The sequence below is a fragment of the Pseudomonas sp. ANT_J12 genome (assembly GCF_008370045.1).
Taxonomy (GTDB): Bacteria; Pseudomonadota; Gammaproteobacteria; order Pseudomonadales; family Pseudomonadaceae; genus Aquipseudomonas.
Genome location: NZ_VOBN01000005.1, coordinates 361092 through 386965, shown reverse-complemented (window position 1 = coordinate 386965; position 25874 = coordinate 361092). Strand labels below are relative to the sequence as shown.

Here is a 25874-nt window from a genome sequence, read left to right as displayed (position 1 = left end):
GCAGTTCACATCTATCGCACGACGGCGTACTCGTGCCCACACGCCAGACAGTGGCTCAGCCATTCCCCCAGGAACAGATTGAGCTGCGCCTTTTCATCAGGCTGATGCATCGCGGCGTTCGGGTAAGGATAGATGCCCCGGAAGCGTCTTGCATGTTCGGCGCTGACGACCTCGGCCATGCACGCGTCGTGGTAGACCTGGACTTCCAGTTGCGGCACCGGCAACCACGGCAGGCTGTGTTCCTGGCGCACTTGCAGGGTGGTGGTGTACGGATTGACTTGCAGCACTTCCAGGGCCAGCACGCCCAGCATCTGCTCGCCCTGGGTCACGGCGATGCGCCGGGCCTCGGGTTCGCTGCGCATGTCGGGCAGCAGTCGCATCAAACGCGCATAGTTCGCCTCGCAGGAGGCTTGCAGCCCCACGAGGTCCACCCGATAGCGATCGCGCAGCTTGTTTACGACCATAACCCCCTCACTTCAGCGCGGTTCAAAGCAAGCCATTGCAAAGCAATGATGCTGGCCGCGTTGGCAATTCGTCCGTCGCGTACGGCTTGCAGCGCATCTTCGAACGCCCAGACCGTGACGCGGATATCTTCCGCTTCTTCTGCCAGTCCATGCAGGCCGCCTACTCCGTTGGTTTCACAACGCCCCAGGTACAAATGCACGAATTCGTTACTGCCGCCGGGCGATGGAAAATATTTGGTCATCGGCCACAGCGCCCCGAACACAAGCCCAGCTTCCTCCTGCGCTTCACGGTGAGCAACTTCTTCCGGTTCTTCGTCTTTATCGATCAGACCGGCGACCAGCTCGATCAGCCACGGGTTGCTGGTCTTGCCCATGGCGCCGACCCGGAACTGCTCGATCAACACCACTTCATCGCGTTGCGGATCGTAGGGCAGCACGCACACCGCATCGTGGCGCACGAACACTTCACGATTGATCTCGCGACTCATGCCGCCGGCGAATAATTCATGGCGCAAATGCAGGCGGTCGAGCTTGTAGAAGCCCGCGTAGCACTGCTCGCGTCGAACGATCTCAACGGTGGTCGGAATGGCGTTGGCAAAATCAGTCATGACAATCCTCGTTTACTGCAATCCGTTACGAGGCGCCTTTTTTGTACCTGGCAGCCTCGACTTCGCGCCATCCTAACGCGCCGTTGATGTTTGATGCAGCCCCTTTACCTTCAGCGGGATAGACGGTGAGGGCGAAACCAACTCTAATTAGCTTAGTGGCGAACTGACTGCTTCGTTGACAGTCGAAGCGGTAACTTTTCGCCTTTCCCTGTTTTATGAAGGACGCCCATGTCGCTTTTTAAAATCGCCTCCGTGGCCGCTATCGCCCTGACGCTGGGCGCTTGCCAGAGCCTGTTCCAACCCAACTACCGCACGCCGCTGGAAACCACCCGCGATGCTTCGGAAATCCTGAAACCGGGTTGCACCACGCCTGACTGCCCACTGGTGAACATCGATACCCTGACATTCCCCGCCGAACCGCAACTGGACGGCATCGTTGAAAAGAACTTGCTGCAATTGACCCGCACCTCGGACGCTCCGGCGGCGCCGACCCTGGCCGCCTACCGCGATCAGTTCCTGCGCACCGCGGCACCGCGCTCCAGCAGTTACCTGCAAGCCAAAGTACGTGAGCAGCATGACGGCTTGGTGATCGTCGAGTTTTCCAGCTACCTGGACACCGGCGGCGCCCATGGCACGCCGGGCCGCAGCTTCATCAACTATTCGCGCCAGCAGCACAAAGTGCTGACGCTGTCGGACATGTTGCTGCCGGGTCAGGAAGAGGCGTTCTGGAAAGCCGCGCAGGTGGCACACAACAGCTGGCTGATCAGCACCAAACTCGATCAGGAGCCGGATTTCCTGAAGAACTGGCATTTCCAGAAAACCCAGAACGTGGCGCTGACCTACGGCGGGGTGATCCTCAAGTACGAAGTGAGCACCATCGCGCCTTACGCCCTGGGCCACATCGAACTGAAGATCCCCTACCCGCGCCTGAACGGTATTCTCAGGCCCGAGCTGTTTCCCGGCCGTAACTGAAGGCTCGACCGAGCACGAGTTGCAGCAGCCCTGCCAGTACCAGCGACGGCAGGGTTGCGCCGACATCCGGATACAGATTCGCCAGCAGATGATAAGTGCTCACCCCGCCCAGCCAGGCGAGCAACGCCGGCCAGCGCAACGCGGCTGACGCGACCTGGGCACTGCGTTTGCGCAGGATGAAGTGATCCACCAGCACCACGCCGAACAGCGGCGCAAACACCGAACCGATCAACAGCAGGAAGTTCTGGTACTGGGCCAAAGGCGCCAGGCAGGCGATCAGTGTGCAAATCACACCAATGGCCAACGCCAGATGCTCGACTTTCAAGCGCAACAGAATCCCGCTCGACACCGCCGCCGAGTGAATATCGGCGAAAGCGTTTTCCGACTCGTCCAGCAGAATCAGCAGCAGCGGAATCCCCAGGCCAGCCCCGGCCAACGCGAGCAGCAGGGCATTCACTTCACCACTTGGCGCGAACGCCAGCGTGTAGGCCACGCCCAGGCTCATCAGCCAGAAGTTACCGATAAAGAAGCCCAACGCCGTTCCGCCGAACACGTTTTTCGCGCGTTTGCCGAAACGCGAGTAGTCGGCAATCAGCGGCAGCCACGACAGCGGCATCGCAATCGCAATGTCGAAGCCCACGGCGAAGGGCATCGAACCGTCACCGGCCTGAGCCCACAACGCGGCCAGATCGGCTTTGGCGAACAGGTTCCAGGTCAGCCAGATGCACGCGGCCAGCAACAGCCAGATACCCCACTTGCGCAGGATCTGCCGCACGAACGTCAGCGGGCCGCTGACGGCGAGCAAGGTTGCCAAGCCACCGAAGAACACGGTCCAGAGCAAAGGGTTCGACAGCAAGCTGCCTTCGCTGAACGCCCGGGCGCCGAGCAGGCTGGCGGCGTCGCGCATGACGATGATTTCGAACGAGCCCCAACCGATCAGCTGCAGCAGGTTCAGTACCGCCGGCAGGCTCGCGCCATGTTTGCCGAGGCTGAGCTTGAGCGCGGCCATCGACGACAGGCCGGTGTCGCTGCCGATCACGCCCACGGCGGCCAGCAGCAAAACGCCGACCAGCGTGCCGAGGAAGATCGCCAGCAGCGAGCCAGAGAGGCCCAGGCCCGGCGCGAGCAATGCGCCGGTCTGCAAGACCATCAGGCCGATGCCGAGGGAAAACCACAGGGAAAACAGATCGCGACCGCCGAAGACGCGCCTATCGGCGGGTACGGCTGTGTCAGGGGAATAAGTGTTCAAGTCAGGTATCTCGAGGGAAAGATGGGTTACTAGTTTCAAGCGGCAAGCCTCAAGGAAAAGCAGATCCAGCCTTGCTTCTAACTTGCCGCTTGCAACTTGCCGCTTAGATCTTTTGATCGTTCCCACGCTCCGCGTGGGAATGCCTCCTGTGACGCTCTGCGTCACGCCGTTCGGGGACGCGGAGCGTTCCGGGCTGCAACATGGGTTACTAGCTTCAAGCGGCAAGCCTCAAGGAAAAGCAGATCCAGCCTTGCTTCTAACTTGCCGCTTGCCGCTTGCAACTTGCCGCTTAGATCTTCTTGTACAGCTGACTGCCTTCCTGCTTGAACCGCTCTGCCTGGTCCGCCAGTCCCTGGGCGACTTCGGCATCGATGGTTTCGATCCGCTGGTTGGCCGCGTATTCGCGGACTTCCTGGGTGATTTTCATCGAACAGAACTTCGGCCCGCACATGGAGCAGAAGTGCGCGACCTTGGCCGAATCCTTCGGCAGGGTTTCATCGTGATACGAACGGGCGGTGTCCGGGTCGAGGCCGAGGTTGAACTGGTCTTCCCAGCGGAATTCGAACCGCGCCTTGCTCAAGGCATTGTCGCGAATCTGCGCGCCCGGATGCCCCTTCGCCAGATCGGCGGCATGGGCCGCGATCTTGTAGGTGATGATCCCGGTCTTCACGTCATCCTTGTTCGGCAGGCCCAAGTGTTCCTTCGGCGTGACGTAGCAAAGCATGGCGCAACCAAACCAGCCGATCATCGCCGCACCGATGCCGGAGGTGATGTGGTCGTAGCCCGGCGCGATGTCGGTGGTCAGCGGGCCGAGGGTGTAGAACGGCGCCTCGTCGCAGCACTCAAGCTGCTTGTCCATGTTCTCTTTGATCAACTGCATCGGCACGTGGCCCGGGCCTTCGATCATGCACTGCACGTCGTGCTTCCACGCGATTTTGGTCAGCTCGCCGAGGGTTTCCAGCTCACCGAATTGCGCGGCGTCGTTGGCGTCGGCAATCGAACCCGGACGCAGGCCGTCGCCCAGCGAGAAGCTGACGTCGTAGGCCTTCATGATTTCGCAGATGTCTTCGAAATGGGTGTAGAGGAAGTTTTCCTTGTGATGCGCCAGGCACCACTTGGCCATGATCGAACCGCCACGGGACACGATGCCGGTCACGCGCTTGGCGGTCAGCGGCACGTAGCGCAATAGCACGCCGGCGTGGATGGTGAAGTAGTCGACGCCCTGCTCGGCTTGCTCGATCAGCGTGTCGCGGAACAACTCCCAGGTCAGGTCTTCGGCGGCGCCGTCGACTTTTTCCAGCGCTTGATAAATCGGCACGGTACCGATCGGCACCGGCGAGTTGCGGATGATCCACTCGCGGGTTTCGTGAATGTGCTTGCCGGTGGACAGGTCCATGACCGTGTCCGAACCCCAGCGAATGCCCCAGGTCAGTTTCGCCACTTCTTCTTCGATGGACGAACCCAAAGCGCTGTTGCCGATGTTGCCGTTGATCTTCACCAGGAAGTTACGGCCGATGATCATCGGTTCCAGTTCGGTGTGGTTGATGTTGGCCGGGATGATCGCGCGACCGCGGGCGATTTCGTCACGGACAAATTCGGGGGTGATGATTTTCGGCACGCTGGCACCGAAGCTGTGACCGGCGTGTTGCTGGTCCAGCAGCCCGGCGGCACGGGCCACTTCGAGCTTCATGTTTTCGCGGATGGCGACGTATTCCATCTCGGCGGTGATGATGCCTTTGCGCGCGTAGTGCATCTGGCTGACGTTGGCCCCGGCCTTGGCCCGACGCGGGTTGTTGACGTGGGCGAAACGCAGCTTGGTCAATTCGGCATCGGCGAGGCGTTCCTGGCCGAAGTTGGAGCTCAGGCCCGGCAGGCGCTCGGTGTCGCCACGGGACTCGATCCACGGCGAGCGAATATCGCCCAGGCCTTTGCGCACGTCGATGATGACGTTGGGGTCGGTGTACGGGCCCGAGGTGTCGTACACCACGACCGGCGCGTTGATCTCACCGCCAAAATCGGTCGGGGTTACGTCGAGGCTGATTTCGCGCATTGGCACGAGGATGTCCGGGCGGGAGCCCTGGACATAGATTTTTTGCGAGCGGGTAAACGGTTGAACCGATTGTTGATCGACTTGGGCCGAATCACTCAGGTTCGTCGTATTTTTTAGTTTTATCGTCATCACGGGCTCTCCAGACAGCATCCAGGCAGTGGAATTTTGTCGGAGTGAACCTGTAACGAATGGACGCGACCAATCAGCGATAGAAATGCCGTTGGTGCTGTGCTCAGTGCTCGAGGGGTGTTCGATTGTCGAACAACATCCCGGACGAAGCACAAGAGGACTCGCCGGGTGACGAGAAATCTTGTTCCCTACGCAGGCGCTAACCTGATCAGGTTCAACGGGATCCGAAATTATTCGATCTCAGCCTCATAGCAAGGCACCCCGACAAGAACCCGGCCAGTCTAGACACAACTGGCAAAGAACGCCAACACCGCGGTAAACACCATGATGAATGGCGCAATTACCAGATTGTTGCGGTACGCCCGTGCAACTACACTCGCTACGCCGTGCTGCGCCTTGACGCTGCGCGGGCCGCGCCTTACCTTTGGCGCTCAAATTATCAGCGTAATTTTTTAGGGATGGCCGCATGCTGCGCAAACTCTCACTGGCCCTTGCCGTGTCTTGTGCTTCCAATGGAATGGCCTGGGCAGCAGAAGCGCCCTTATCCACCAAGACCGATCTGGTCAGCGTCTACCAGGAAGCGGTGGACAACAACGCCGACCTGGCGGCCGCCCGCGCCCAATATGGCGCCCAGAAAGAAGTCGTGCCCCAGGCCCGCGCCGGGCTGCTGCCGAACCTGTCGGGCGGGGCCAATTTGAGTTCCGTGCGCACCCAGCTCGATCAACCGTCGGGCACCGCCAACCGCAACGCTCATTCCTATCAGGCGACCTTGGCCCAGCCACTGTTCCGTGCCGATCGCTGGTTCCAGTTCCAGGCCGCCAAGGACGTCAACGAGCAAGCCTCGCTGCAACTCTCGGCCACCGAACAGAACCTGATCCTGCAATCGGCGGAAAGCTATTTCAACGTGCTGCGCAGCCAGGACAACCTGGCCTCGACCAAGGCGGAAGAAGCAGCGTTCAAGCGTCAGCTCGACCAGTCCAACGAGCGCTTCGATGTCGGCCTGTCGGACAAGACCGACGTGCTGCAATCCCAGGCCAGCTACGACACCGCCCGAGCCAATCGGATCCTCGCCCAGCGCCAGGTGGATGATGCGTTCGAAGCCCTGATCACCCTGACCAACCGTCAGTACAACGCGATCCAGGGCATCGTCCACACCTTGCCGATCCTGCCGCCGGCACCGAACGACGCCAAGGCCTGGGTCGACACCGCCGCCAAACAGAACCTCAACCTGCTGGCCAGCAACTACGCAGTCAGCGCCGCCGAAGAAACTCTCAAGCAACGCAAGGCCGGCCACGCGCCGACGCTGGATGCGGTAGCGAAGTACGAAAAGGGTGACAACGACGCCCTGGGCTTCAGCAACCCGAGCGCCTTCGGCCAGCCTTACGGCGGCAACGTCGAGCAGACCACCGTCGGCTTGCAAGTGAACATCCCGATCTACAGTGGCGGCCTGATCAACTCCCAGGTGCGCGAGTCGTATTCACGCCTGGATCAAACCGAGCAACAGCGCGAGCAACTGCGCCGGCAAGTGGTGGAAAACACCCGCAACCTGCACCGCGCGGTGAACACCGATGTCGAGCAGGTGCAGGCGCGCAAGCAGTCGATCATCTCTAACCAGAGCGCGGTGGAAGCCACCGAAATCGGTTATCAGGTAGGCACGCGCAACATCGTCGATGTGCTCGATGCCCAGCGTCAGCTGTACACCTCGGTGCGCAACTACAACAACACCCGCTACGACTACATCCTCGACAACCTGCGCTTGAAGCAGGCAGCGGGCACGTTGAACCCGGGGGATTTGCAGGATTTGTCGCGTTATCTCAAGGCTGACTACAACCCGGACACAGACTTCCTGCCGCCGGATCTGGCGAAGGCTGCGGCCGAGCAATTGAAGGCTCGGCCGGGCAAGTAAACGCAAACCCCTGTGGCGAGGGGGCTTGCCCACGTTCGGCTGCGAAGCAGTCGTGAGATCAGCCGATGCGGTTTGCCTGGCAGACCGCGTATCCAGGTTTTGGGGCTGCTTCGCAGCCCAACGGGAGCAAGCCCCCTCGCCACAATGGATCTACGGCGGAGTCAAGATTTGTCAATCAACCGCCCGAGCCCATCCAACAACCGCTGCAATGCGCCTTGATTGGTGCGCATCACCTTCAACCCCGCCTCGGCCATGCGCTGCGCATCCCGCGGCAGTTCGAATAATCGCTGCACCGCCACCGCCAACCCTTCGGCATCATCGACTTCCGCCAACGCCCCGGCGCTGCGTAACTGCGCGGCGATTTCGAGGAAGTTGAACAGGTGCGGGCCGCTCAAAACAGGCTTGGCCAGTGCTGCCGGTTCCAGCAGGTTATGCCCGCCATTCGGCACCAGGCTGCCGCCAACAAACGCGCTGTCGGCCAATGCGTAAAGAAACAGCAACTCGCCCATGGTGTCGCCCAGCAGCACCGACGTATCGGCGGTGACCGGCTCGCCGGTGGAGCGGCGCACCGTGGCGAAACCCTGCTGCTTGCACAACTCGAACACCGAATTGAAACGCTCCGGGTGACGCGGCACCAGGATCAGCAACGCATCGGGGTGATTGGCCAGCAACCGGCGATGGGCGGCCAGCACCACTTCGTCTTCACCTTCGTGGGTACTCGCGGCGATCCATACCGGACGCTCCAGCGCCTGCCATTGCCCGCGCAACTCGGCGGCGCGCTCAAGCAATTGCGGGTCGATGGTCAGGTCGAACTTGATCGAACCGGTGACCTCGACCGTTTCCGCACGCGCACCGAGTGTACGGAAACGCTCGGCCTCGGCCTCGGTCTGCACCGCGAACAGGCTCATCTCGGCCAGCATCGGCCCGGTCAGTTTGTGGAAGCGGCCATAGCCCTTGGCCGAGCGCTCGGACAGCCGCGCATTAGCCAGCGCCACAGGAATCCCACGCTTGGCACATTGGTGGATGTGGTTGGGCCACAGCTCGGTTTCCATGATCACCGCCAGTTTCGGCTGAACCCGATCGAGAAACCGCGCCGCTGCGCACGGCAAGTCGTAAGGCAGATAGCAGTGCTGGATGCGCGGCTCGTTGGCGAACAAGGCGTGGATGCGCTCCGAGCCGGTCGGGGTCATGCAGGTCACGGTGATCGGCAGCGTGGGATAGCGTTGCAGCAAGGCGCGAATCATCGGCGCCGCCGCAATGCTCTCCCCCACGGACACGGCGTGCACCCAGATGCCGCCCGGCTGCATCGTCGGCAAGCCGTAGGAGAAGCGCTCGCCAATGCGTTTGGCATACGCCGGCGCCTTGCGCGAACGCAGCCATAGCCGAATCGCTACCAATGGCAGCCCCAGGTAAAACAGCGCGGTGTAGAGAGTTCTATTCATGGCGGCGGAGTTTATCGGTTTTTAAGCCGATCGCCTGCAAGTGCACGGCAAAACGTTCGGCCAACCAACGCGCCGCCGGCCCGAGGGGCTCGTCGCGGCGCCAGACCAGCTCCACCACCAGGGCCGGCGGGGTCCATTCGCTGACCAGTTCGACCATCTGATCCTGATACGTCGGGTACTGCACCACATGCCGGGGCAGCCAGGCCCAGCCGAGCCCGCGCACCAGCCATTCGGCCATCACATAAAAACTGTCGGCGCGCCAGACTTGCGGACTGGCGGGCTCGCTACCGGGGTAAACGCTAGACTCGGTGGACATCAGCAATTGCCGGTGCTGCGCCAATTGCTGGCAATCGACTTCGCCCATGGCCGCCAGCGGATGGCCCTTGCCGCACACGGTGACCATTTCGACGCTGCCGACGACGCGGCGTTCCAGCGCTTCGGGAATCTGATCATGGAAGAACAGCAGCCCCAGGTCGGCCCGGCGCTCCACCAGTTTGCGCGCCACATCGCCTTGGGCGGCGCTGGTCAGTTGCACTTCGAGGCTGGGAAATTTTTCCGCCAGGGCTTCGAAGCTTTCGATGATCGGCTGATAAGGCATCGCCTCGTCCTGCGCTACCCGCAGACGCGCTTCCTGACCGCGCATCATCGCCAGCGCCCGACCGTTCAGGCGTTCGCATTGACGCAGCACCTCCCGCGCCTCTTCCAGCAGCGCACCGCCGGCCTCGGTCAGCTTCGGCTGGCGGCCACTGCTGCGGTCGAACAGGCTTACGCCCAGGTCTTCTTCCAGCAACGCAATCGAACTACTGACCGCCGACTGCGCCTTGCGCTGGTCCCGCGCCACCGCCGAAAACGAGCGCTGTTCCGCTACGCTGACAAACAAACGCAGCTGTTCCAGATTCCATTGCATGTTCATGGCTCAACCCATCTCTACGGCAGATAGGTAATGACTTTACCGCATCTGGAGAATCTCTAGAATGCCGACCTCAGAGAGCAACACTTCATTCGAGGATTACCCCATGACCGCCTACTACTACCTGGCCATTGCCATCTGCGCCGAAGTGATCGCCACTGTTTCGATGAAAGCGGTCAAAGGCTTCAGCACACCCCTGCCGCTGATCCTGGTGATCGTCGGCTACGGCATCGCCTTCTGGATGCTGACCCTGGTGGTGCGCAGCGTGCCGGTGGGCGTGGCGTACGCGGTGTGGGCCGGCATGGGGATTGTGATGGTCAGCGTGGCGGCGCTGTTTATCTATGGGCAGAAGCTGGATGTGCCGGCGATGCTGGGGATGGGACTGATTGTGTTGGGTGTCGTCGTGATCCAGCTCTTTTCCAAAACCGCCGGGCATTAAGAGCGGCTACAAGCGACAAGCCATAAGCTGCAAGCAAGTGCGCGATGTGTTCTTGCTTGCAGCTTGCGGCTTGAAGCTTGAAACTTGCCGCTTCACTTAGCCTGAGGTTGCTGCATGCCATCCGTTATTTCCACCGACGTTCTGATTGTCGGCGCTGGTGTCGCCGGCCTCTGGCTGAATGCGCGTCTGCGCCGTCAGGGTTTTTCGACCGTGCTGGTGGAAAGCGCCAGCCTCGGTGGCGGGCAGAGCGTGAAATCCCAAGGCATCATCCACGGCGGCGCCAAGTACGCGCTGCACGGTGCGCTGACCGGCGCCTCGGAGGCCATCGCCGACATGCCACGGCGCTGGCGTGAAGCGCTGGCCGGTGACGGCGAGCTGGACCTGAGCGGCGTGCGCCTGTTGTCCGAAGCTCACTACCTCTGGTCCCCCGGCACGATCGCCGGCAACCTCACCAGTTTCTTCGCCAGCAAAGCCGTGCGCGGCCGCGTCGATCAGGTCAAGGGCGATCAACTGCCGCCAGCCCTGCAAGACAAGCGCTTCAAGGGCAAGGTCTATCGCCTGGCCGAATTGGTGATCGACGTGCCGAGTCTGATCCAGCGCCTGGCCGATCTGGCGGGTGACGGTTTGCTCGCCGGGCAAACAATTGACCCGTTGCTGGACGGTGGCATTCTGGTTGGTCTGAAGGTCGACGGACGCGAGATCCGCGCCCAGCGCATCGTCCTCAGCGCCGGCGGTGGCACGGCCGCGTTGCTCGAAGCGTTGGGGCTGACTCAACCCGCCATGCAGCGCCGACCGTTGCACATGATCATCGCCAAGGGCCCGAGCCTCAAACCGCTGTACGCCCATTGCCTGGGCGGCGGCACCAAGCCGCGCATCACCGTGACCACTCACCCGGCCGCCGATGGTCAGTGGGTCTGGTACATGGGCGGCGACATCGCCGAAGCCGAAGGCGTGGCCCGCGAACCCGCCGAGCAAATCGCCACCGCGCAAAAAGAACTTGGGCAATTGCTGCCGTGGATCGACCTCAGCACGGTGCAATGGGCAACCTTGCGCGTGGACCGCGCCGAGCCGCTGCAAACCGGCCTGAGCCGCCCGGACAATGCGTTCCTGGCCGAACAGGGGCGGTTGCTGGTCGGCTGGCCGACCAAACTGGCACTGGCGCCGGACTTCGCCGACCGCGTCATCGCCAGCCTCGCCCGGGACGGCATTCAACCCGGCCCGGCGGCGCCGTTGCCTGAACTGCCGAAACCACCGATGGGCGTCCCTGCCTGGGAGCAACTGCTGCCATGAGCGTACAAACCCTGCACGACTTGCATCGCCCGCTGGGCAGCACCGGCCAGCTGGTTTCGCCCCTGGGCCTGGGCACCGTGAAACTCGGTCGCGACCAAGGCGTGAAATATCCCAACGGTTTCCAGATCCCGGACGATGACGAAGCGCGCATGTTGCTCAAACTCGCCCGGGACATGGGCATCAACCTGATCGACACCGCCCCGGCCTATGGCCGCAGCGAAGAACGCCTCGGCCCGCTGTTGCGCGGCCAGCGTCAGGACTGGGTGATCGTGAGCAAGGTCGGCGAAGAGTTTGTCGATGGCCAGTCGAGCCACGACTTCAGCGCCGCCCACACACGCCTGTCGGTGGAGCGCAGCCTGCAACGTCTGGAAACGGATTTTATCGACCTGGTGCTGGTGCACTCCGACGGCAACGACCTTAGGATCCTCAACGACTGCGAGGTCTATGCCACCCTGGCCGAGCTGAAGAACGAGGGCAAGATTCGCGGCTTCGGCTTTTCCGGCAAAACCGTCGAAGGCGGTTTGAAGGCTCTGGAACAAGGTGATTGCGCCATGGTCACCTACAATCTGAACGAACAAAACGAAAAAGCCGTGATTGACTATGCTGCTGCCCATGGCAAAGCGATCCTGGTCAAGAAGGCCCTCGCCAGCGGTCATGTGTGCCTGAGCCCCGGCGTGGACCCGGTGCGTGCCAGCTTCGAGTTGTTGTTCCAACATCCGGGTGTTGCCAGTGCTATTGTCGGGACCATCAATCCGCTGCACCTCGCCCACAACGTCGCGACCGTTGCCCAGGTCCTTCGTAGTCACTGACGCCGCCCACGCGGCCTTAAGCAGGAGCCGACATGCCGCGTACGCTCATTAGAAAGAACCCGAGCAACTTCAAGACCCTGCCGTTGTACGTCGAAGCGACTCCCGAAGGCTTGAGTTACCAGAGCGTCGGGATGCCGCTCAATTTCTCCCAGACCCTGCAACGTCGCCGCCCGGTGGCCGTGGCCGACACCGAGCGCTTTGCCCTGGAACTGGCCAATCTCGGGGTCTCCGTGCGCCTGACCCTGCATTGGCAGAATCGCGATTACTGGGTGCTGGTGCGCCAGCGTCGGCAAGACCGTGGCGACGTGGTGCTCAAGCTGATTTCCGGTTACGTGCCGGCCCACGAGCTGAACCTGCCGCTGCACACGGCGATCCAGGAGATTGCCGAAGAGTGCCTGCTGGAAACCCCGGAAGGCTGGTTGACCGGGCGTTTCAATGACACCTGGCTACCTGCGCCCTACTCGTCCGCCCTGCATTATCGCGAAGCCCTGCCGTTTCGCCTGACGCCGCTGTCCGGCGCGGCGCGACCGGTGCGTTGCGCCAATATGCAGTTGATCGAACGGCCTCGGGCTTACGTGCATTTGCCAACCGCTTCGTTGCAACTGATCTACGACTTGCGCCTGGACGTGCCCAAGGAAGCCAAATCCCTGAGCCTGTTTCATGTCGACGAGCGCCTGGAGGGCGATCAACTGGTGGCGCGGCTGGACCGCAAGCGTCCAGACTTGTACTTGATGCCCCTGGAGGATGGCCAGCCGATGGCTGAGCTCTACACGCTGAAAAAGGATCAGCTGTACCCGGCGAGTACGCGTGGGTTGTACCTGGCGGAGAGCTTTGCCCAGCAGGAAGGCTGGCTGGTGCGCGATGAACGGATTCGCTGGAAGGATTGGGTGCGCCAGCAAGGGCTGGCGCCACCGGGAAAAGATTCGGGGTTGGCGCGGTTGCGGGGGAAGGCGAAGCAACTGCTGAAGAAAATCGTGCCGCGCAAGAAAGTCGGCTCTTGATTGATCGTTCCCACGCTCCGCGTGGGAATGCAGCCCGGGACGCTCCGCGTCCCAACAGCGGACGCAGAGCGTCCATTGAGGCATTCCCACGCAGAGCGTGGGAACGATCAACCGCAGTCAGTTATTGCGGATCTTCTCGACAATCGCCGTGGTCGAGCTGTTTTCCACCAGCCCCAACACTTTCACCGTGCCGCCGTAAGCGCTGACGATGTCTGCGCCGACCACTTGGTCGATCCCGTAATCCCCGCCCTTGACCAACACGTCCGGCTTGACCTCGCGCAGCAGGTTTTCCGGGGTGCCTTCAGGGAAGCTGATGACCCAATCCACTGCGCCCAGACCGGCCAGTACCGCCATGCGCCGGTCAACGCTGTTGATCGGGCGACCCGGCCCTTTCAAGCGGCTTACCGAGGCATCGTCGTTGACTGCGACGATCAGACGATCGCCCTGGGCCCGCGCCTGCTCAAGGTAGGTCACGTGGCCGGCATGCAGAATGTCGAAGCAGCCGTTGGTGAAGACGATCTTCTCGTTATGCGCACGGGCATCGTCGACTGCCAGCAGCAATTGCTCAAGACCGAGCACACCGCGCTCGGAACCTTCTTCACGCTGGATGGCGCGGCGCAGTTCCGGTGCGCTGATGCACGCCGTACCGAGCTTGCCCACCACAATGCCCGCCGCCAGGTTGGCCAGGGCCACCGCGTGGGGCAGTTCTTCGCCAGCGGCAATCGCCGCCGCCAGGGTCGAAATCACCGTGTCGCCGGCGCCGGTCACGTCGAACACTTCACGGGCGCGGGCCGGCAGGTGCAGCGCCGGATGATCCGGGCGCAACAATGTCATGCCGTGTTCGCCACGGGTCACCAGCAAGGCGCCGAGGTCGAGGTCGTGCATCAGGGTCGCGCCCTTGCTCACCAGTTCGTGCTCATCGGCGCAACCGCCGACGATGGCTTCGAATTCGCTGAGGTTCGGGGTGATCAGGCTCGCACCGCGGTAGATCGAGAAATCCTTGCCCTTGGGATCGGCCAGCACCGGAATGCCACGGGCACGGGCGGCCTGGATCAGCACCTGATGGTTTTTCAGCGCGCCTTTGCCGTAGTCGGACAGCACCAGCACCTTGATGCCTTCGAGCAGTTCTTCAACCTGTTCGCCCAGCGCCAGGGCGTCGGTGGCGAAGGGTTCTTCGAAGTCGATCCGCAGCAGTTGCTGGTGACGGCTCATGACCCGCAGCTTGACGATGGTCGGCTGGTGCGCGATGCGCTGGAACAACGCCCGCACACCAGCGCCCTTGAGGCTGTTGGCCAGGCTGTCGGCGGCTTCGTCGTCGCCGGTCACACCGACCAGCGAGGCCGGGGCGCCGAGGGCGGCAATGTTAAGGGCAACGTTGGCGGCACCGCCCGGGCGGTCCTCGATTTGCTCGACCTTGACCACCGGCACCGGCGCCTCAGGGGAAATCCGTGAGGTACCACCATGCCAGTAACGGTCGAGCATGACATCGCCGACCACCAAGACAGGGGCTTGATCGAATCGCGGCATGGACAACTTCATGGAGCAACCCACATACAAAATGAACAGGGGCGCGATATTACCACAGGGTTGGCGCAGGCTTGCGCGACGGCTGCAACAGGATGAATTGACAGGTTTTTTTGATCATTTATTGAGCAAAAAACTCGATAGCCGAGCGCAGGCGTCTTCCAGCGCCAGCCGCTGCGTGTCGATCTCGCACTCTGCGCTCAGCGGTGGTTCATACGGGCTGTCGATGCCGGTGAAGTCCTTGATCCGGCCTTGCAGGGCGGCCTGATACAAACCCTTGGGGTCGCGTTGCGCGCAGACCGCGAAGGACGTGCTCACGTAGACCTCGATGAAGTCATCTTCGGCGAACAGCTGCCGCGCCGCCTCACGCTCGGCGCGAAACGGCGAGATCGCCGCCACGATCACAATCAGCCCGGCATCGACCATCAGCCGCGCCACCTCGGCCATACGCCGAATGTTTTCCCGGCGACAATCAGCCCCCATCCCCAAATCGCTGCACAGGCCGCCGCGCAGGTTGTCGCCATCGAGGATAAAGGTGTGCAGGCCACGTTGATTGAGTTGCAGCTCCAGGGCATTGGCCAGCGTCGACTTGCCCGCCCCGGACAACCCGGTCAACCAGAGGCAACGCGGACGCTGGGACTTGAGCGCGGCCCGGGCCTGGCTCGACAGCGCCAATCCATAGGGGCGAATCCCAGGCATGGGTGCTGACATCGACGGGGCCTCATTCATAGCCGAGCATCTCGTAATCGCGCTGATAAACCCGGCGCACCAGGCGACGGGTCCGCACCGAACAGAAGTCACGGGCCAGCCTGGGCTGACGCTGCTGCGAACTGTTGATATGGGGCAGCGCCACCGGATGCTTCAACTGCTCGCAAACCAGCGCAAAATCCCGCGCCAGATGTTCTTGATAGCCGATAAAGTCCAAGGCCAGATGCCCCAGGGAATCGGTGAGAAAATCCGTTTGCGCGGCAAAATGCAGTTGTCGGCCAATCGTCTCCGGATGCAGCCAACGCGCCACGAAGTCATCGAAGTCGCGGTACTGATTGACCAGTTTCTGCGCAGCGTGATCGCGCCGACCCAGCTCATTGCCGCGCAGAAATGCGTAAGCCGAGTAGGCCCTTTCCAGCGGATCGCGAACGAAGGCGAACTTGAAACTGGCGGCAAACGCCTCGGGAAATTGCTCTTCGTACCAGTACAACGGCAAATGCCCGGGGCTCCAGTCGTCGAATAGCGCGGCACATACACTGCTTCCGGCGCATTTAGGGACGTGGATGAACAGGCAGGCGTGCCGGGCGAAGGACGGGGGGAATTGCAGATTGGCTGACATCGACTTGTTCACAACCTGGCGATCGACGACCGACAGGCGTCCCAGCAGGAAGGCCCGCTGCTGCTTGGGCAACAGTTTCCAGAGATAGCGTTGCAACATGACAGTACCCGCGCGACGGGGATGACCCCCTCGATGAAAGTCAGAAGTTCGTTCAGGAACCTTAACAAGCGCGGCGCAGAGATTTATTCAGGTTTGGTCAAGACGGGTAAGCATGCCGATACAAATCACCGCAAGCCTTGCACTTGCGGTGAACGAGGGTGAGACACGCTCACCCTCGCGCAGGTCAGGCGATGTCTTCTGCCGGGGCGTCGAGGCCCATGGCGTTCAAGCGGGCATAGTAGCCGTTCTGTGCAAGCAACTCGGCATGGGTGCCGCGCTCGACGATCCGGCCCTGGTCCATGACCAGAATCAGGTCAGCCTTCTCGATGGTCGACAGACGGTGAGCGATCACCAGGGTGGTCCGGCCTTTCATGACCTGGTCCAGTGCTGCCTGGATATGCCGCTCGGATTCGGTATCAAGGGCCGAAGTGGCTTCGTCGAGGATCAACAGCGGTGCGTTCTTGAGCAGTGCCCGGGCAATGGCCAGGCGCTGGCGCTGACCGCCGGACAGCAACACGCCGTTCTCGCCGACCTGAGTGTCCAGGCCTTCGGGCAACTGCGCGATGAAGTCCATGGCATAAGCGTCTTTCGCCGCTTTCTCGATGTCTTCACGGGGCGCGCCGGCCAGATCGCCGTAGGCGATGTTATTGGCCACGGTGTCGCTGAACAGCGTCACATGCTGGGTGACCTGGGCGATGTGCTTGCGCAGGTTCAACAGCTTGTATTGTTCGACTTCAACACCATCGATCAGGATCTCGCCCTTGTCGTGGTGATAGAAGCGCGGGATCAGGTTGGCCAGGGTCGACTTGCCGCTGCCCGAGCGCCCTACCAGCGCCACCATCTGCCCCGGTTCAACCGAGAAGCTGATGTCGTTGAGGACCTGGCGATCGGTGTCCGGGTAGGTGAAGCTCAAGTGGCGCACGTCCAGGCGACCAGTGACCGCATCGCGCTCAATGGTGCCGGTATCGATTTCCGGCTCGACATCCAGCTGTTCGAAAATGCTCTCGGCACCGGCCACGCCTTTCTGGATGGTCGAGCTGACTTCGGACAACTGGCGGATCGGCTTGGGCAGCAGGCCGGCCAGGGTGATGTAGGCAATCATGTCACCGGCCGAAGCATCGCCACGCAGGTACAGCACCAGGAACATCAGCACCGCCATGGCGGAGTAGATCACCAGTTGCAGCAGCGGCGTGTAGATCGCGCCGGTACGGGTCATGCGCAATTGCTTGTCGGTGTTGCCCTGGCTGGCGGCCAGGAAGCGTTTCTGCTCGTAGACTTCGCCGCCAAAGCTGCGGACCACGCGATAGCCCTGGATCGTCTCCGACGACACGTGGGTCACGTCGCCCATGGCGGCCTGGATCTTCTTGCTTTGCTTGCGGAATTTCTTGCTCGCGGTGCGCACCATGACGGCGATCAGCGGCAGGATCGCGATCATCACCAGCGTCAGCTTCCAGTTCATGAACAGCAGCGAGGAGAACAGGAAGATCACCGTCATGCCTTCACGGATTACGACCTTGATCGCATCTGTGGCCGCCCCGGTGACCATGGTCACGTTGAAGGTGATACGCGAAATCAGATGACCCGAGTTATGCTTGTCGAAATACCGGTTCGGCAGGACCAGCAGGTTGTTGAACAACTGCACCCGCAGGTCATGGACCAGCCCGAGGGAAACCTTGGCCAGGAAGTAGTTGCCCAGGTAGGAACCGAAACCTTGCCACGCCGCGATCAGGATGATCAGCAACGGGACCGCCTGCAGCAGTTGCAGGTCGCGCAGGTAGGGCACGGTCGGAAACAGCACGGCCTCCGGATTGGACAGGCCATCGACGAAGTACTTGAGGATGTAGCCGAGCATTGGCTGCGTCGAGGCGAAAATCAGAAAGCCTACAATGCTGATCAGGAACAGGCTGATATACGGCCGGACATAGCCGAGCAGACGGAAGTAGATTTTCAAGCTCGATGGGCTTGCGGAGAGACTGGAGTCGGTCATATCACGCGAATGTCGATAAAAAGGACGCTGACTTTAGCACAGCTTCTTCAGGGTTCTGGCAAACGCATAAAGGCTGTTATTGTTAGGCACTGCATTCAGCATCAAATAGCCATCACCCCGAAATGGCCGATCAACTTCAGGATTGAATCTCTCAGCATGCAACTCAGCGGTTTCAACAGCACGTCCAATCGAGTTTTCGACTTCATCTGCCTGTGGATACTTCCACTGGGCTATCTTTTGCTCCTGTGCGCGCTGTTCTTTCTGCCCGGGCGCAGTCTTCACCATAAGCTGTTTTATGGCCTGTTTAGCATTCCATCGCTGATTGCCCTGTGCCTGCGACCGCGGGAACTCAAGGAATTGGTGCGTGAGCCGGTGTTTGTCGCGCTATTGCTGTTCGCTGCCTGGGCCCTGCTGAGCCTGTGTTGGGGACCGGCGGATGACGAGAGCATCCCCGCCCAGTTCAAGCCGGCGCTGCATACGCTGTTGCTGTTCGCCGGTTCCTATCTGCTGGTGCGCCATCGCAGCGAAATCATCCAGCCGCTGCTGTTCAGTGCCGCGCTGGTCGGGTTGATTGCCTCGGTCTACAACCTGTTCATGTTTGCCCATATCTATCAGCCGGGCATGCGTCTGATAGGTGGCGGTGCGTTCGACAACCCGTTGCTTAGCTCGCACATCTTCGGCTTTTTCTGCGCCTACTGGTTAAGCCTGAGCATGACCTGCAAGCGGCGGCAGATGCTCTGGCTCAGCCTTCCGGCGATGGCCATCATGTTCGCCGCGGTCATCGCCACGGGCTCCAGAACCCCACTGGTGGCCTTGACGCTGGCAGCGCTGTGGCTGAGTTTCATCTGCTGGAATCGTCGCTCGATCGTATTGCTCGCCGCCCTGATCGTCAGTGGAGTCGGGGTCAGCGTGCTGTTTTCGCGGATGATCGTTGAGCGAGGCGACTCCTTCCGCCTCGAAATCTGGCAGTTGGTGCTGCAGCGAATTGCCGAGCACCCGTGGATCGGCCATGGCTACAACGCCAGCCTGTCACTCGACCCCGGCGTCGGCTACAACCTGCAAGAACCCCATAGTTTTGCCCTTGGCGTGCTCTATTACGTCGGCATTCTAGGCTTGTTGCCCTGGCTGTTCTTTCAGGGCTGGGCCCTGCTGAGCAGCTGGCGCAATCGTGTGCAGCCACTGTTTATCGTCGCGTCGACCTGGCTGATATTCGGCATCGGTGCGGGTTTGACCGAGGGCGGCGGCATCATTTCCCGTCCCAAGGAGCACTGGTTCCTGCTGTGGATCCCCCTGGCGCTGATCGCCGCACTGAGCATCAACCAACGCGCCAGGCGCCTGCTGGCCACGCCGGTCAACGGGCTGACGCCAACGGCATTCGAGCACATGACTGCCAATGCCCAGGTAATCGAAGAGGATGGCCTCGGGCCGAAAGTGCTGCGCCTGGTCGATGGCAGTTTCCTCAAGTTGTTCCGCCGTCGCCGCTGGTACACCTCGGGCAGTTTCAACCCTTATTCCGAACGTTTTGCCATCAACAGCGAGCAACTGCGGACCCTGGGCATTCCAACCCCACAGACCCTGGGCCTGTATCGCCTCGAAGACGGCAGCAGTGCCGTGCATTACTCGCCACTGCCCGGCAACACCCTGCGCCAGGTCCTGCAAGGGATCACCGCACCGGCGGTGCGTCAGGCACTGGTGGAGCGTTTCGGCAAGTTCATGGCGCAGTTGCATGAGCAAGGCGTGTACTTCCGCTCCCTGCACCTGGGCAATGTACTGGTGCTCAGCGACGGCGAGTTCGGCCTGATCGATCTGGCCGACATGCGCATCTACCCGTCGTCATTGAGCCTGTCGCTGCGTCAGCGTAATTTGCGCCATATGCAACGCTACAACGAGGATCGGCGCTGGCTGTTCGAGGATCACTTCCAGGCGCTGCTCCAGGGATACGCCGCCACCGCATCCACATCCGCCGTAGACAACCTGCACAGGCAAGTGCTGGCCGCCAGCAACACGGCCAAGGCTCATTGATGACCGAAACCAACCCCTTCATCGCGCTGGGCGCCTACCTGGTGGCCATCGTGACCGCCGCGTTACTGCTGCGCGCCGTTCCGAAAATCGCCCGGCACCTGCAGCATTCCGGCGAAAGTCGCTTTGCCAGCATCGACGGCCTGCGTGGCTATCTGGCGTTTGGGGTTTTTGTACACCACTCGATCATTACCTGGATCTTTCTGCGCACCGGCGTGATTGATTTTCCACCGAGCAACTTCTACTCGCAGCTTGGCCAGGGCAGCGTCGCGCTGTTTTTCATGATCACCGGTTTTCTGTTCTGGAGCCGACTGCTCACCCAAGGGCGCGAACATGACTGGCTGGCCTTCGCGGTCTCCCGCTTGTTTCGCCTCTACCCGCTGTACCTGCCACTGATGTTGCTGGTGTTTGTCTCCGTCTTCCACCTGCAGAACTGGGAGCTGAAGGAGACCGGCTTCCGGCTCGCCGGGCAGATTCTGGCCTGGCTGACCTTCGACCGCCCGGACATCAACCAGTACCACCAGACCGGCATGCTGATTTCCAACGTCACCTGGACCCTGGGCTACGAGGTGTTTTTCTATCTGGCGCTGCCCTTGGCCGCGATGGTGTTCATCTATCGCGGTAACTGGCTACAAGTGGTGTTGTGCCTGGTCGGCATTTACGCGCTGTACCAGGTCGTCGGCTGGGAGCATTCGCTCAAGAAGCACTTCCTGGCCAGCTTCCTCGGTGGCATCGGTGCCGCGTACTGGGTACGCCGCCCGCAACTGGTGGCCTGGAGCCAAACACGACTGGCGGGCATTATCGCGTTGCTCGCCCTCGCGATTGCCTTTACCGCTTTCAACCGGGCGTTCAGCCTGATTCCGCTGTTGCTGATGTCGGTGTTTTTCGTGATCGTGGCGTCGGGGCACACGCTATTCGGCGCCTTGAAGCCGCGCAGCATCCGCTGGCTCGGAGAAATCAGCTACAGCACTTACCTGCTGCACGGTTTCCTGCTCTGGATCATGTTGCAGCGTCTGCCACACATACTGCCCATCGATACGCGTGAAACCTGGACCTTCCTGCCGATGATGGCGCTGTGCGCGTGCCTGCTGATCATCATCAGCAGCGCGACCTTCCTGTACATCGAAAAGCCTGGCATCAACGCCGGCAAGCACGTCCTGAAGTGGCTGCGTCAGGGTCGGATGACAAAGAGCCTGAGAGAAAAGTTCGCTCGATAACATCGAGCGATCTTCCTCAGCGGATTCAGTCCTTTTCCAGCGGCGAAAAGAACAGTCGCCCCAGACCACGCCAGGTCTTCTTGTTCCAGGCCTTGAACGGGATCTGCGACAGCAGCTCCCGCGCCAGTTTGCGGTCGCGGTTGGCGGTTTTCAGGAACATCGAGCTGAGGAACTTGTAGCGCACCTCGTCGTACAGCGGATGATCGCTGAACAGCGCGTAGGACCGCAGGATGTTGTCGATCATGAAGCGGTGGTTCTTGTAGGAATTGGTGGCGTGCTTGCGATAGCGCGCCATCAGCACATTCAGGCCATCGATGAAGTAACCGGCACGGGTCACCTTCAGTTCGATCAGCAAATCCTCCAGGCGGATGTTCGTATCGAACCCGCCCACCTTGTCCAGCGCTTCACGACGGATCATCAGGGTCGGCGCCGGTGGATAGGGCTTGCGCTCCAGGAACATGTCATCGAAATCCAGACGACGGAACGGTACATCCCGGCGCTGGCGTTTCTCCGGGTACAGATTGCCGTCGGCGTCGATCAGCTCGATGTTGCCGGCGCAAATGCCGACCTCGGGCTTGCCGTCCATGTACGCCACCTGCGTGGCGATGCGTTCCGGCAACATGATGTCATCGGAACCGAACGGCACGATCAGGCTGCCCTTGGAGCGGGCGATCGCGCCGTTGAGCGTGTTGGTCAGCCCCTGATTCTCCTGGACGCGAAAGTCGAAGCCATGCTGCGCCTGCAACGCCTTGATGCGCTCGACGCTGTCGTCTTTTGAACCATCATCAACCACCAGAAATTCGATGTTCGGATAGGTCTGGTTGACGACGCTGAGGATGCTTTCCTCGATGTAGGGAGCGTGGTTGTACGACGCGATAATGACCGTGACGATGGGTTGCTCGTCGTTCATTTGGGTTCCTTGCGAGCCTGTTCCAGGCCGGAGTCGATCAGGTTCAGGTATTCCTGGCGGAACACCTCGATGTCGTGTTCGGTCTGCAGATATCGGAACGCCTGCTCGCCCTTGGCCTTGAGTTCTTCATCCGACAGGGCGAGGTAGTTATCCAGCGCCGCGACCAGACTTGGCACATCTTTCGGGGTAATCGCCAGACCACCGGCGCCCTCGATCAGCGGCAGCATCGCCGGCACGTTCGAAGCGATGACCGGCAGATGCCCGCTCATCCCTTCGAGCAGCGCCAGGCCCAGGCCTTCGGCCAGGGACGGCATGGTCCAGACATCGAACGCGCGAATGTACTGCAAGGCGATTTCCTTGAAGCCCAGCAGGTGCGCCCGGCCGGTCAGGCCCAGGCGTTCGATCTCCGCCGCCAGCTTCGCTTCTTCGCGCCCGGCACCGATGATCGCCAGTTGGGTGTCGGGGTATTTGTCCTTGAGCGCGGCAAACGCTTGCAACAGATAGGTGTGACCCTTGACCGGCACCAGACGGCCCAGTGCGCCGATCAGTCGCACCGACGGATCGATGCCCAGCATCTCGCGGGCGCGCTCGCGGCTGTGCTGCAAGCCTTCGGCCTGCTCGATGTCGATGGCGTTGGTAATGGCGTAGGTGTTCTGGTCGGTAAAGCCGCAGTCGGCATCCAACAGGTACTGCTTGACCGCCGGCGAGACGCCGACGAAGCGCCAGTGACGATCCACCAGGCGCTGGGTCTGGCGGCGCCGGTAAAACCGGTCGTACTCGCCGAAGCCGTGGGAGATGCCGATGCACAGCGGCACTTTCAGCCAACGGTTGAGCGTCAGCATCATGTTCACGGGTTTGAAACGGTTGCAGATCACCACGTCGAATTTTTCGGCGCGGCAAAACTTGTACAACGCCCACATCGCACGCAGGCGCATGCCCTTGAGGGATTTGTCGGAAAACTCGAAATACACCGAACGGTCGGCACGGCTCACCGCCTCGCCTGGCCCCGGCTTGCTGCGCAGGAACGCGGCAGTCACCTCATAGCGATCGCTTGGCAGCGCCTTGACGATCTGCTCTGCCAGGTCGGCAAAATCATGGGCTTTGACGTTGTAGTCAGGCTGCAGTTGCAGAACCTTTGACCGTTGACTCATAACTCTCCCCGTGGAAACCAGTCGCATCGATGACCCAGACCGGTTCGGCGGCGAGGCGCCTGACCTCGGCTGGATCGGGTGGGGTCAACCGTGACCACTCGTTGCGTTTCCAGCAAACGAAGTGGAAGTACGGAAACCGGCGATCGCCATCGCGATCGCGATCATTGCTCAAACTGCCATCGCGCCAATACCAGTGACGCGGAAAATCGTCCGTGCCGTCATGCCATTTGATGCAGCCACCCGGCGTGCTGAAGGCCTCGGTGAACTCGCTGCGGCGACGCCACGGATTGAGCTTGCCCACCAGGGTGAACAGAGGCTCGGGAAAATTCTTGCGCCAGTGGAAGATACGGCTGAAGGCCCCTTCGTCCAGCGCGTGATGCTCCTGGTCGGTAAAACGCTTTTGCCAACCCTTGATCTGCATGAACAACTCACGCTTGCGCGCGGTGTTGCGCATCAGGCACAAATGCCCCGCAACCCGCCGCTCATGGGTGGAAAACAGGTCATAACCGGCCAAGCGATCCGGGGTGAAGTAACTTCGCAGGTCACCATACACCAGATCAATATCGCCAAACGCCCAGAAATCATAGCCTTGCAGGCGGTCGACATGAATATGCCCCAACGCCGGCTTGATGTCGCACAGCTTGTAAGCGGCAGTGGGCGCAAAGTCGATCTTCAAGCGCCGTGAGACCAACGCACAATAATCACTGAAGGTCATGGCCTCGACGGTGACATTGGGTGGCAGATTTTCAGGCGTGCCGCAGTCACTGAACAGCAGCCAGTCGATGTCGGCGTTACGCCTGCAACTCTCCAGAAAGAACGGCATCCAGAACGGCCATTGGCCGAAGTAAGGAATCAGAAAAAGAATACGCGGGCGCTGGTCCATTACACAAAGTCACGGCTGGTTGATTTGACGCCATGCTAAACCGCGTCATGCTTCATTTTTACTGTGCAGATGTATCTGTATGCTTCAAAACCCACAACAATTCATGGCGTCTGACCGCTTTACGGAAGAACTCGTTCTCGCCATAAGTCGGCGGTACCCGCCCCGCCAACAGTCGCTGTATGCAGCGGCGCAAACGTCGCTTGAACGGCATGGGCGGTTGCAGGTCATGCATCATCCCCAGCGCCATCGCCTTGTCGCGCTGTTGCTCAATGGACATCGGCAGGCAGCACGGCTGCATGGGCATGGACGAATCGAACGCCGGCGGCAGCGCGACGCCATGGCCCTCATTGCCCATCGGCCAGCGATCGTTATCGTGCAGATGATTGGCGTAGCCGAGCAGCGTCGGCTGCCAGTCCAGGCCACGGAGCGCTTCGAGGACCGCTTCCTGGGCGCAGATATGATCGGGATGCGGATCGAGGGTCGGGTGCGGCAGCACGATCACCTCCGGACGGGCTCGCAACAGCACTTCACGCAGGTCGGCCAGCAGGTTGTTCCAGGTCGGCGCCCCGTCGGCGTCACCGGGCAGGGTAAACGGGTTCAACTGGCGGAACAGGCGGGTGTCGCCCAGCTCCGCTTCCCGTGATCCCATGGGTTGCGATGGCGCCGCTTTCATGGCCGCCAGTTGCAGGCAGAAATAACCCAACTGCACGCAATGCTCTTGCGGCACGCCAGCCCAACGCGGCACGGCGATGCTGTCCCAGGCGCGCAAGCGGCCCTTGAGCCGCGCCGCTTCAACCTTGTTCAGACCCATCTGCTGATAATGTTCGGCTTCGATTTCGCCGGCGGTAAGGGTGACGATCCAGGCTTCATTGGCCTGGCTGTACAAACCGTAGGCCGCCAGTTCGGCGTCGTCGGCGTGGGGCGCGATCACCATGACCCGCTGACGGTGGTAATCCGGTTGTTCAAAGGCCCAGAGCACCGGTTCGCCGAGCAACCGGCAGAAGCGCCCGCGCAAACGCAACTGCCCTTGGGACAGCACGTGCGACTGACCCGTCAGGTTCAAGTAGCGCAGGCCATCGACGCCGCGTTCGAAGGTTTGCCGGTCCGGGTGGTTACCACCCGCCAACTCGATCACCGGGTCGATAAAACGGCCCAGCCAGGTGCTCTTGACCCGCAACGCCAGGACCAGCGTGGCGTCGTCGACCAGCATCACGCCTTCATCCAGCCGCAGATGCTCGCCCACCAGATGGACCTTGGGCCGCTGGGTGTAGGGCGGGAAGCTGTACTGGTAATCGTCTTTGGGCGAATAGAACAAATGGTCGGCAAACCACGCCTCGTGGGCGATCCAGCCCAGGACCGCCAGCACCAGCGGCAACCACCAGGCCACCAGCAGACCGATGACGATCAACAGCGCCAGCGCGATCAGCAGGCCGATGCGCTTGTTGCGACGGTGACGCTTGAGCAGTTGCTGTTTGCGACTCATGGGCT

General features: G+C 61.3%; 22 protein-coding genes and 1 riboswitch. Of the genes, 8 read left to right on the top strand and 14 right to left on the bottom strand.

Annotation, left to right across the window (positions count from 1 at the left end):
* Window positions 1-11 precede the first annotated feature (11 nt).
* Together FQ192_RS14765 and FQ192_RS14760 are read right to left on the bottom strand one after the other, a co-directional pair.
* Window positions 12-464, bottom strand: coding sequence for a DUF1249 domain-containing protein (locus FQ192_RS14765; protein ID WP_149659255.1), 453 nt, complete (start codon window positions 462-464; stop codon window positions 12-14).
* Window positions 455-1072, bottom strand: a complete 618-nt coding sequence (locus FQ192_RS14760) for an NUDIX domain-containing protein (protein ID WP_133840563.1) — start codon at window positions 1070-1072, stop codon at window positions 455-457. Before FQ192_RS14760 ends, FQ192_RS14765 begins: the two co-directional genes overlap by 10 nt.
* A 228-nt stretch (window positions 1073-1300) precedes the next feature.
* Here FQ192_RS14760 and FQ192_RS14755 point away from each other — a divergent pair, with 228 nt between their 5' ends.
* Window positions 1301-2044, top strand: a complete 744-nt coding sequence (locus tag FQ192_RS14755; RefSeq protein ID WP_149659254.1) for an RsiV family protein — start codon at window positions 1301-1303, stop codon at window positions 2042-2044.
* Here the strand turns inward: FQ192_RS14755 and cytX are convergent.
* Together cytX and thiC are read right to left on the bottom strand one after the other, a co-directional pair.
* Entirely contained in the window at window positions 2013-3293 is a 1281-nt protein-coding gene (cytX, locus tag FQ192_RS14750; protein WP_149659253.1) for a putative hydroxymethylpyrimidine transporter CytX, read from the bottom strand. The two genes, FQ192_RS14755 and cytX, sit on opposite strands and share 32 nt — an antisense overlap.
* A gap of 289 nt (window positions 3294-3582) precedes the next feature.
* On the bottom strand, window positions 3583-5472 hold the full coding sequence (gene thiC, locus FQ192_RS14740; protein ID WP_149659251.1) for a phosphomethylpyrimidine synthase ThiC: 1890 nt from the start codon (window positions 5470-5472) through the stop codon (window positions 3583-3585).
* 168 nt (window positions 5473-5640) lie between these two features.
* Window positions 5641-5746, bottom strand: a riboswitch (TPP riboswitch).
* Between the two features lie 192 nt (window positions 5747-5938).
* Between thiC and FQ192_RS14735 the strand changes: the two genes are divergently transcribed.
* Window positions 5939-7378 carry a TolC family outer membrane protein gene (locus tag FQ192_RS14735; RefSeq protein WP_149659250.1) on the top strand — a complete coding sequence of 480 codons (1440 nt, stop codon included), beginning with the start codon at window positions 5939-5941 and terminating at the stop codon, window positions 7376-7378.
* A gap of 161 nt (window positions 7379-7539) precedes the next feature.
* On the opposite strand, the gene waaA is transcribed toward FQ192_RS14735, so the two are convergent.
* Window positions 7540-8820, bottom strand: a complete 1281-nt coding sequence (waaA, locus tag FQ192_RS14730; protein WP_149659249.1) for a lipid IV(A) 3-deoxy-D-manno-octulosonic acid transferase — start codon at window positions 8818-8820, stop codon at window positions 7540-7542.
* Entirely contained in the window at window positions 8813-9733 is a 921-nt protein-coding gene (locus FQ192_RS14725; RefSeq protein ID WP_149659248.1) for a LysR family transcriptional regulator, read from the bottom strand. The genes waaA and FQ192_RS14725 overlap by 8 nt, the downstream gene beginning before the upstream one ends.
* A 103-nt stretch (window positions 9734-9836) precedes the next feature.
* Here FQ192_RS14725 and FQ192_RS14720 point away from each other — a divergent pair, with 103 nt between their 5' ends.
* From FQ192_RS14720 to FQ192_RS14705, 4 genes are all read left to right on the top strand, one after another.
* Window positions 9837-10169: a multidrug efflux SMR transporter gene (locus FQ192_RS14720; RefSeq protein ID WP_123402464.1), complete on the top strand. Its 333-nt coding sequence runs from the start codon at window positions 9837-9839 to the stop codon at window positions 10167-10169.
* 114 nt (window positions 10170-10283) lie between these two features.
* Window positions 10284-11459, top strand: coding sequence for an FAD-binding oxidoreductase (locus FQ192_RS14715; protein WP_149659247.1), 1176 nt, complete (start codon window positions 10284-10286; stop codon window positions 11457-11459).
* A complete protein-coding gene (locus FQ192_RS14710; RefSeq protein ID WP_149659246.1) occupies window positions 11456-12268 on the top strand; it encodes an aldo/keto reductase in 813 nt (270 codons plus the stop codon). The genes FQ192_RS14715 and FQ192_RS14710 overlap by 4 nt, the downstream gene beginning before the upstream one ends.
* 32 nt (window positions 12269-12300) lie before the next feature.
* A complete protein-coding gene (locus tag FQ192_RS14705; protein ID WP_149659245.1) occupies window positions 12301-13269 on the top strand; it encodes a metal ABC transporter ATPase in 969 nt (322 codons plus the stop codon).
* Between the two features lie 117 nt (window positions 13270-13386).
* Here FQ192_RS14705 and hldE read toward each other — a convergent pair whose 3' ends face one another.
* The 4 genes from hldE to msbA form a co-directional block, all read right to left on the bottom strand.
* The gene (hldE, locus tag FQ192_RS14700) at window positions 13387-14808 is read right to left on the bottom strand and encodes a bifunctional D-glycero-beta-D-manno-heptose-7-phosphate kinase/D-glycero-beta-D-manno-heptose 1-phosphate adenylyltransferase HldE (RefSeq protein ID WP_149659244.1); all 1422 of its coding nucleotides are present in this window, start codon (window positions 14806-14808) and stop codon (window positions 13387-13389) included.
* 102 nt (window positions 14809-14910) lie between these two features.
* Window positions 14911-15522: an adenylyl-sulfate kinase gene (cysC, locus tag FQ192_RS14695; RefSeq protein ID WP_149659243.1), complete on the bottom strand. Its 612-nt coding sequence runs from the start codon at window positions 15520-15522 to the stop codon at window positions 14911-14913.
* Window positions 15515-16219: a sulfotransferase family 2 domain-containing protein gene (locus FQ192_RS14690; RefSeq protein WP_149659242.1), complete on the bottom strand. Its 705-nt coding sequence runs from the start codon at window positions 16217-16219 to the stop codon at window positions 15515-15517. Before FQ192_RS14690 ends, cysC begins: the two co-directional genes overlap by 8 nt.
* 184 nt (window positions 16220-16403) lie before the next feature.
* The gene (msbA, locus tag FQ192_RS14685; protein WP_149659241.1) at window positions 16404-18206 is read right to left on the bottom strand and encodes a lipid A export permease/ATP-binding protein MsbA; all 1803 of its coding nucleotides are present in this window, start codon (window positions 18204-18206) and stop codon (window positions 16404-16406) included.
* Window positions 18207-18362: 156 nt separating this feature from the next.
* On the opposite strand from msbA, the gene FQ192_RS14680 reads away from it, so the two are divergent.
* Both FQ192_RS14680 and FQ192_RS14675 read left to right on the top strand, forming a co-directional pair.
* A complete protein-coding gene (locus FQ192_RS14680) occupies window positions 18363-20228 on the top strand; it encodes a bifunctional O-antigen ligase/aminoglycoside phosphotransferase family protein (RefSeq protein ID WP_149659240.1) in 1866 nt (621 codons plus the stop codon).
* A complete protein-coding gene (locus FQ192_RS14675) occupies window positions 20228-21442 on the top strand; it encodes an acyltransferase (protein ID WP_149659239.1) in 1215 nt (404 codons plus the stop codon). The genes FQ192_RS14680 and FQ192_RS14675 overlap by 1 nt, the downstream gene beginning before the upstream one ends.
* A gap of 25 nt (window positions 21443-21467) precedes the next feature.
* Here FQ192_RS14675 and FQ192_RS14670 read toward each other — a convergent pair whose 3' ends face one another.
* The 4 genes from FQ192_RS14670 to FQ192_RS14655 are packed head-to-tail and all read right to left on the bottom strand — an operon-like array spanning window position 21468 to window position 25869.
* Window positions 21468-22352: a glycosyltransferase gene (locus FQ192_RS14670; RefSeq protein WP_149659238.1), complete on the bottom strand. Its 885-nt coding sequence runs from the start codon at window positions 22350-22352 to the stop codon at window positions 21468-21470.
* Entirely contained in the window at window positions 22349-23503 is a 1155-nt protein-coding gene (locus FQ192_RS14665; RefSeq protein ID WP_149659237.1) for a glycosyltransferase family 4 protein, read from the bottom strand. Before FQ192_RS14665 ends, FQ192_RS14670 begins: the two co-directional genes overlap by 4 nt.
* Window positions 23466-24386, bottom strand: a complete 921-nt coding sequence (locus tag FQ192_RS14660) for a DUF6625 family protein (RefSeq protein WP_149659236.1) — start codon at window positions 24384-24386, stop codon at window positions 23466-23468. Before FQ192_RS14660 ends, FQ192_RS14665 begins: the two co-directional genes overlap by 38 nt.
* 58 nt (window positions 24387-24444) lie before the next feature.
* Window positions 24445-25869: a PIG-L deacetylase family protein gene (locus FQ192_RS14655; RefSeq protein WP_149659235.1), complete on the bottom strand. Its 1425-nt coding sequence runs from the start codon at window positions 25867-25869 to the stop codon at window positions 24445-24447.
* Between the last annotated feature and the right edge of the window lie 5 nt (window positions 25870-25874).

What these genes read in the sequence shown, in the direction of transcription:
- FQ192_RS14765 (WP_149659255.1), bottom strand. Translation starts at nt 464, where the DNA reads ATGGTCGTAAACAAGCTGCGCGATCGCTATCGGGTGGACCTCGTGGGG.
- FQ192_RS14760 (WP_133840563.1), bottom strand. Translation starts at nt 1,072, where the DNA reads ATGACTGATTTTGCCAACGCCATTCCGACCACCGTTGAGATCGTTCGA.
- FQ192_RS14755 (WP_149659254.1), top strand. Translation starts at nt 1,301, where the DNA reads ATGTCGCTTTTTAAAATCGCCTCCGTGGCCGCTATCGCCCTGACGCTG.
- thiC (WP_149659251.1), bottom strand. Translation starts at nt 5,472, where the DNA reads ATGACGATAAAACTAAAAAATACGACGAACCTGAGTGATTCGGCCCAA.
- FQ192_RS14735 (WP_149659250.1), top strand. Translation starts at nt 5,939, where the DNA reads ATGCTGCGCAAACTCTCACTGGCCCTTGCCGTGTCTTGTGCTTCCAAT.
- waaA (WP_149659249.1), bottom strand. Translation starts at nt 8,820, where the DNA reads ATGAATAGAACTCTCTACACCGCGCTGTTTTACCTGGGGCTGCCATTG.
- FQ192_RS14725 (WP_149659248.1), bottom strand. Translation starts at nt 9,733, where the DNA reads ATGAACATGCAATGGAATCTGGAACAGCTGCGTTTGTTTGTCAGCGTA.
- FQ192_RS14720 (WP_123402464.1), top strand. Translation starts at nt 9,837, where the DNA reads ATGACCGCCTACTACTACCTGGCCATTGCCATCTGCGCCGAAGTGATC.
- FQ192_RS14715 (WP_149659247.1), top strand. Translation starts at nt 10,284, where the DNA reads ATGCCATCCGTTATTTCCACCGACGTTCTGATTGTCGGCGCTGGTGTC.
- FQ192_RS14710 (WP_149659246.1), top strand. Translation starts at nt 11,456, where the DNA reads ATGAGCGTACAAACCCTGCACGACTTGCATCGCCCGCTGGGCAGCACC.
- FQ192_RS14705 (WP_149659245.1), top strand. Translation starts at nt 12,301, where the DNA reads ATGCCGCGTACGCTCATTAGAAAGAACCCGAGCAACTTCAAGACCCTG.
- hldE (WP_149659244.1), bottom strand. Translation starts at nt 14,808, where the DNA reads ATGAAGTTGTCCATGCCGCGATTCGATCAAGCCCCTGTCTTGGTGGTC.
- cysC (WP_149659243.1), bottom strand. Translation starts at nt 15,522, where the DNA reads ATGAATGAGGCCCCGTCGATGTCAGCACCCATGCCTGGGATTCGCCCC.
- FQ192_RS14690 (WP_149659242.1), bottom strand. Translation starts at nt 16,219, where the DNA reads ATGTTGCAACGCTATCTCTGGAAACTGTTGCCCAAGCAGCAGCGGGCC.
- msbA (WP_149659241.1), bottom strand. Translation starts at nt 18,206, where the DNA reads ATGACCGACTCCAGTCTCTCCGCAAGCCCATCGAGCTTGAAAATCTAC.
- FQ192_RS14680 (WP_149659240.1), top strand. Translation starts at nt 18,363, where the DNA reads ATGCAACTCAGCGGTTTCAACAGCACGTCCAATCGAGTTTTCGACTTC.
- FQ192_RS14675 (WP_149659239.1), top strand. Translation starts at nt 20,228, where the DNA reads ATGACCGAAACCAACCCCTTCATCGCGCTGGGCGCCTACCTGGTGGCC.
- FQ192_RS14670 (WP_149659238.1), bottom strand. Translation starts at nt 22,352, where the DNA reads ATGAACGACGAGCAACCCATCGTCACGGTCATTATCGCGTCGTACAAC.
- FQ192_RS14665 (WP_149659237.1), bottom strand. Translation starts at nt 23,503, where the DNA reads ATGAGTCAACGGTCAAAGGTTCTGCAACTGCAGCCTGACTACAACGTC.
- FQ192_RS14660 (WP_149659236.1), bottom strand. Translation starts at nt 24,386, where the DNA reads ATGGACCAGCGCCCGCGTATTCTTTTTCTGATTCCTTACTTCGGCCAA.
- FQ192_RS14655 (WP_149659235.1), bottom strand. Translation starts at nt 25,869, where the DNA reads ATGAGTCGCAAACAGCAACTGCTCAAGCGTCACCGTCGCAACAAGCGC.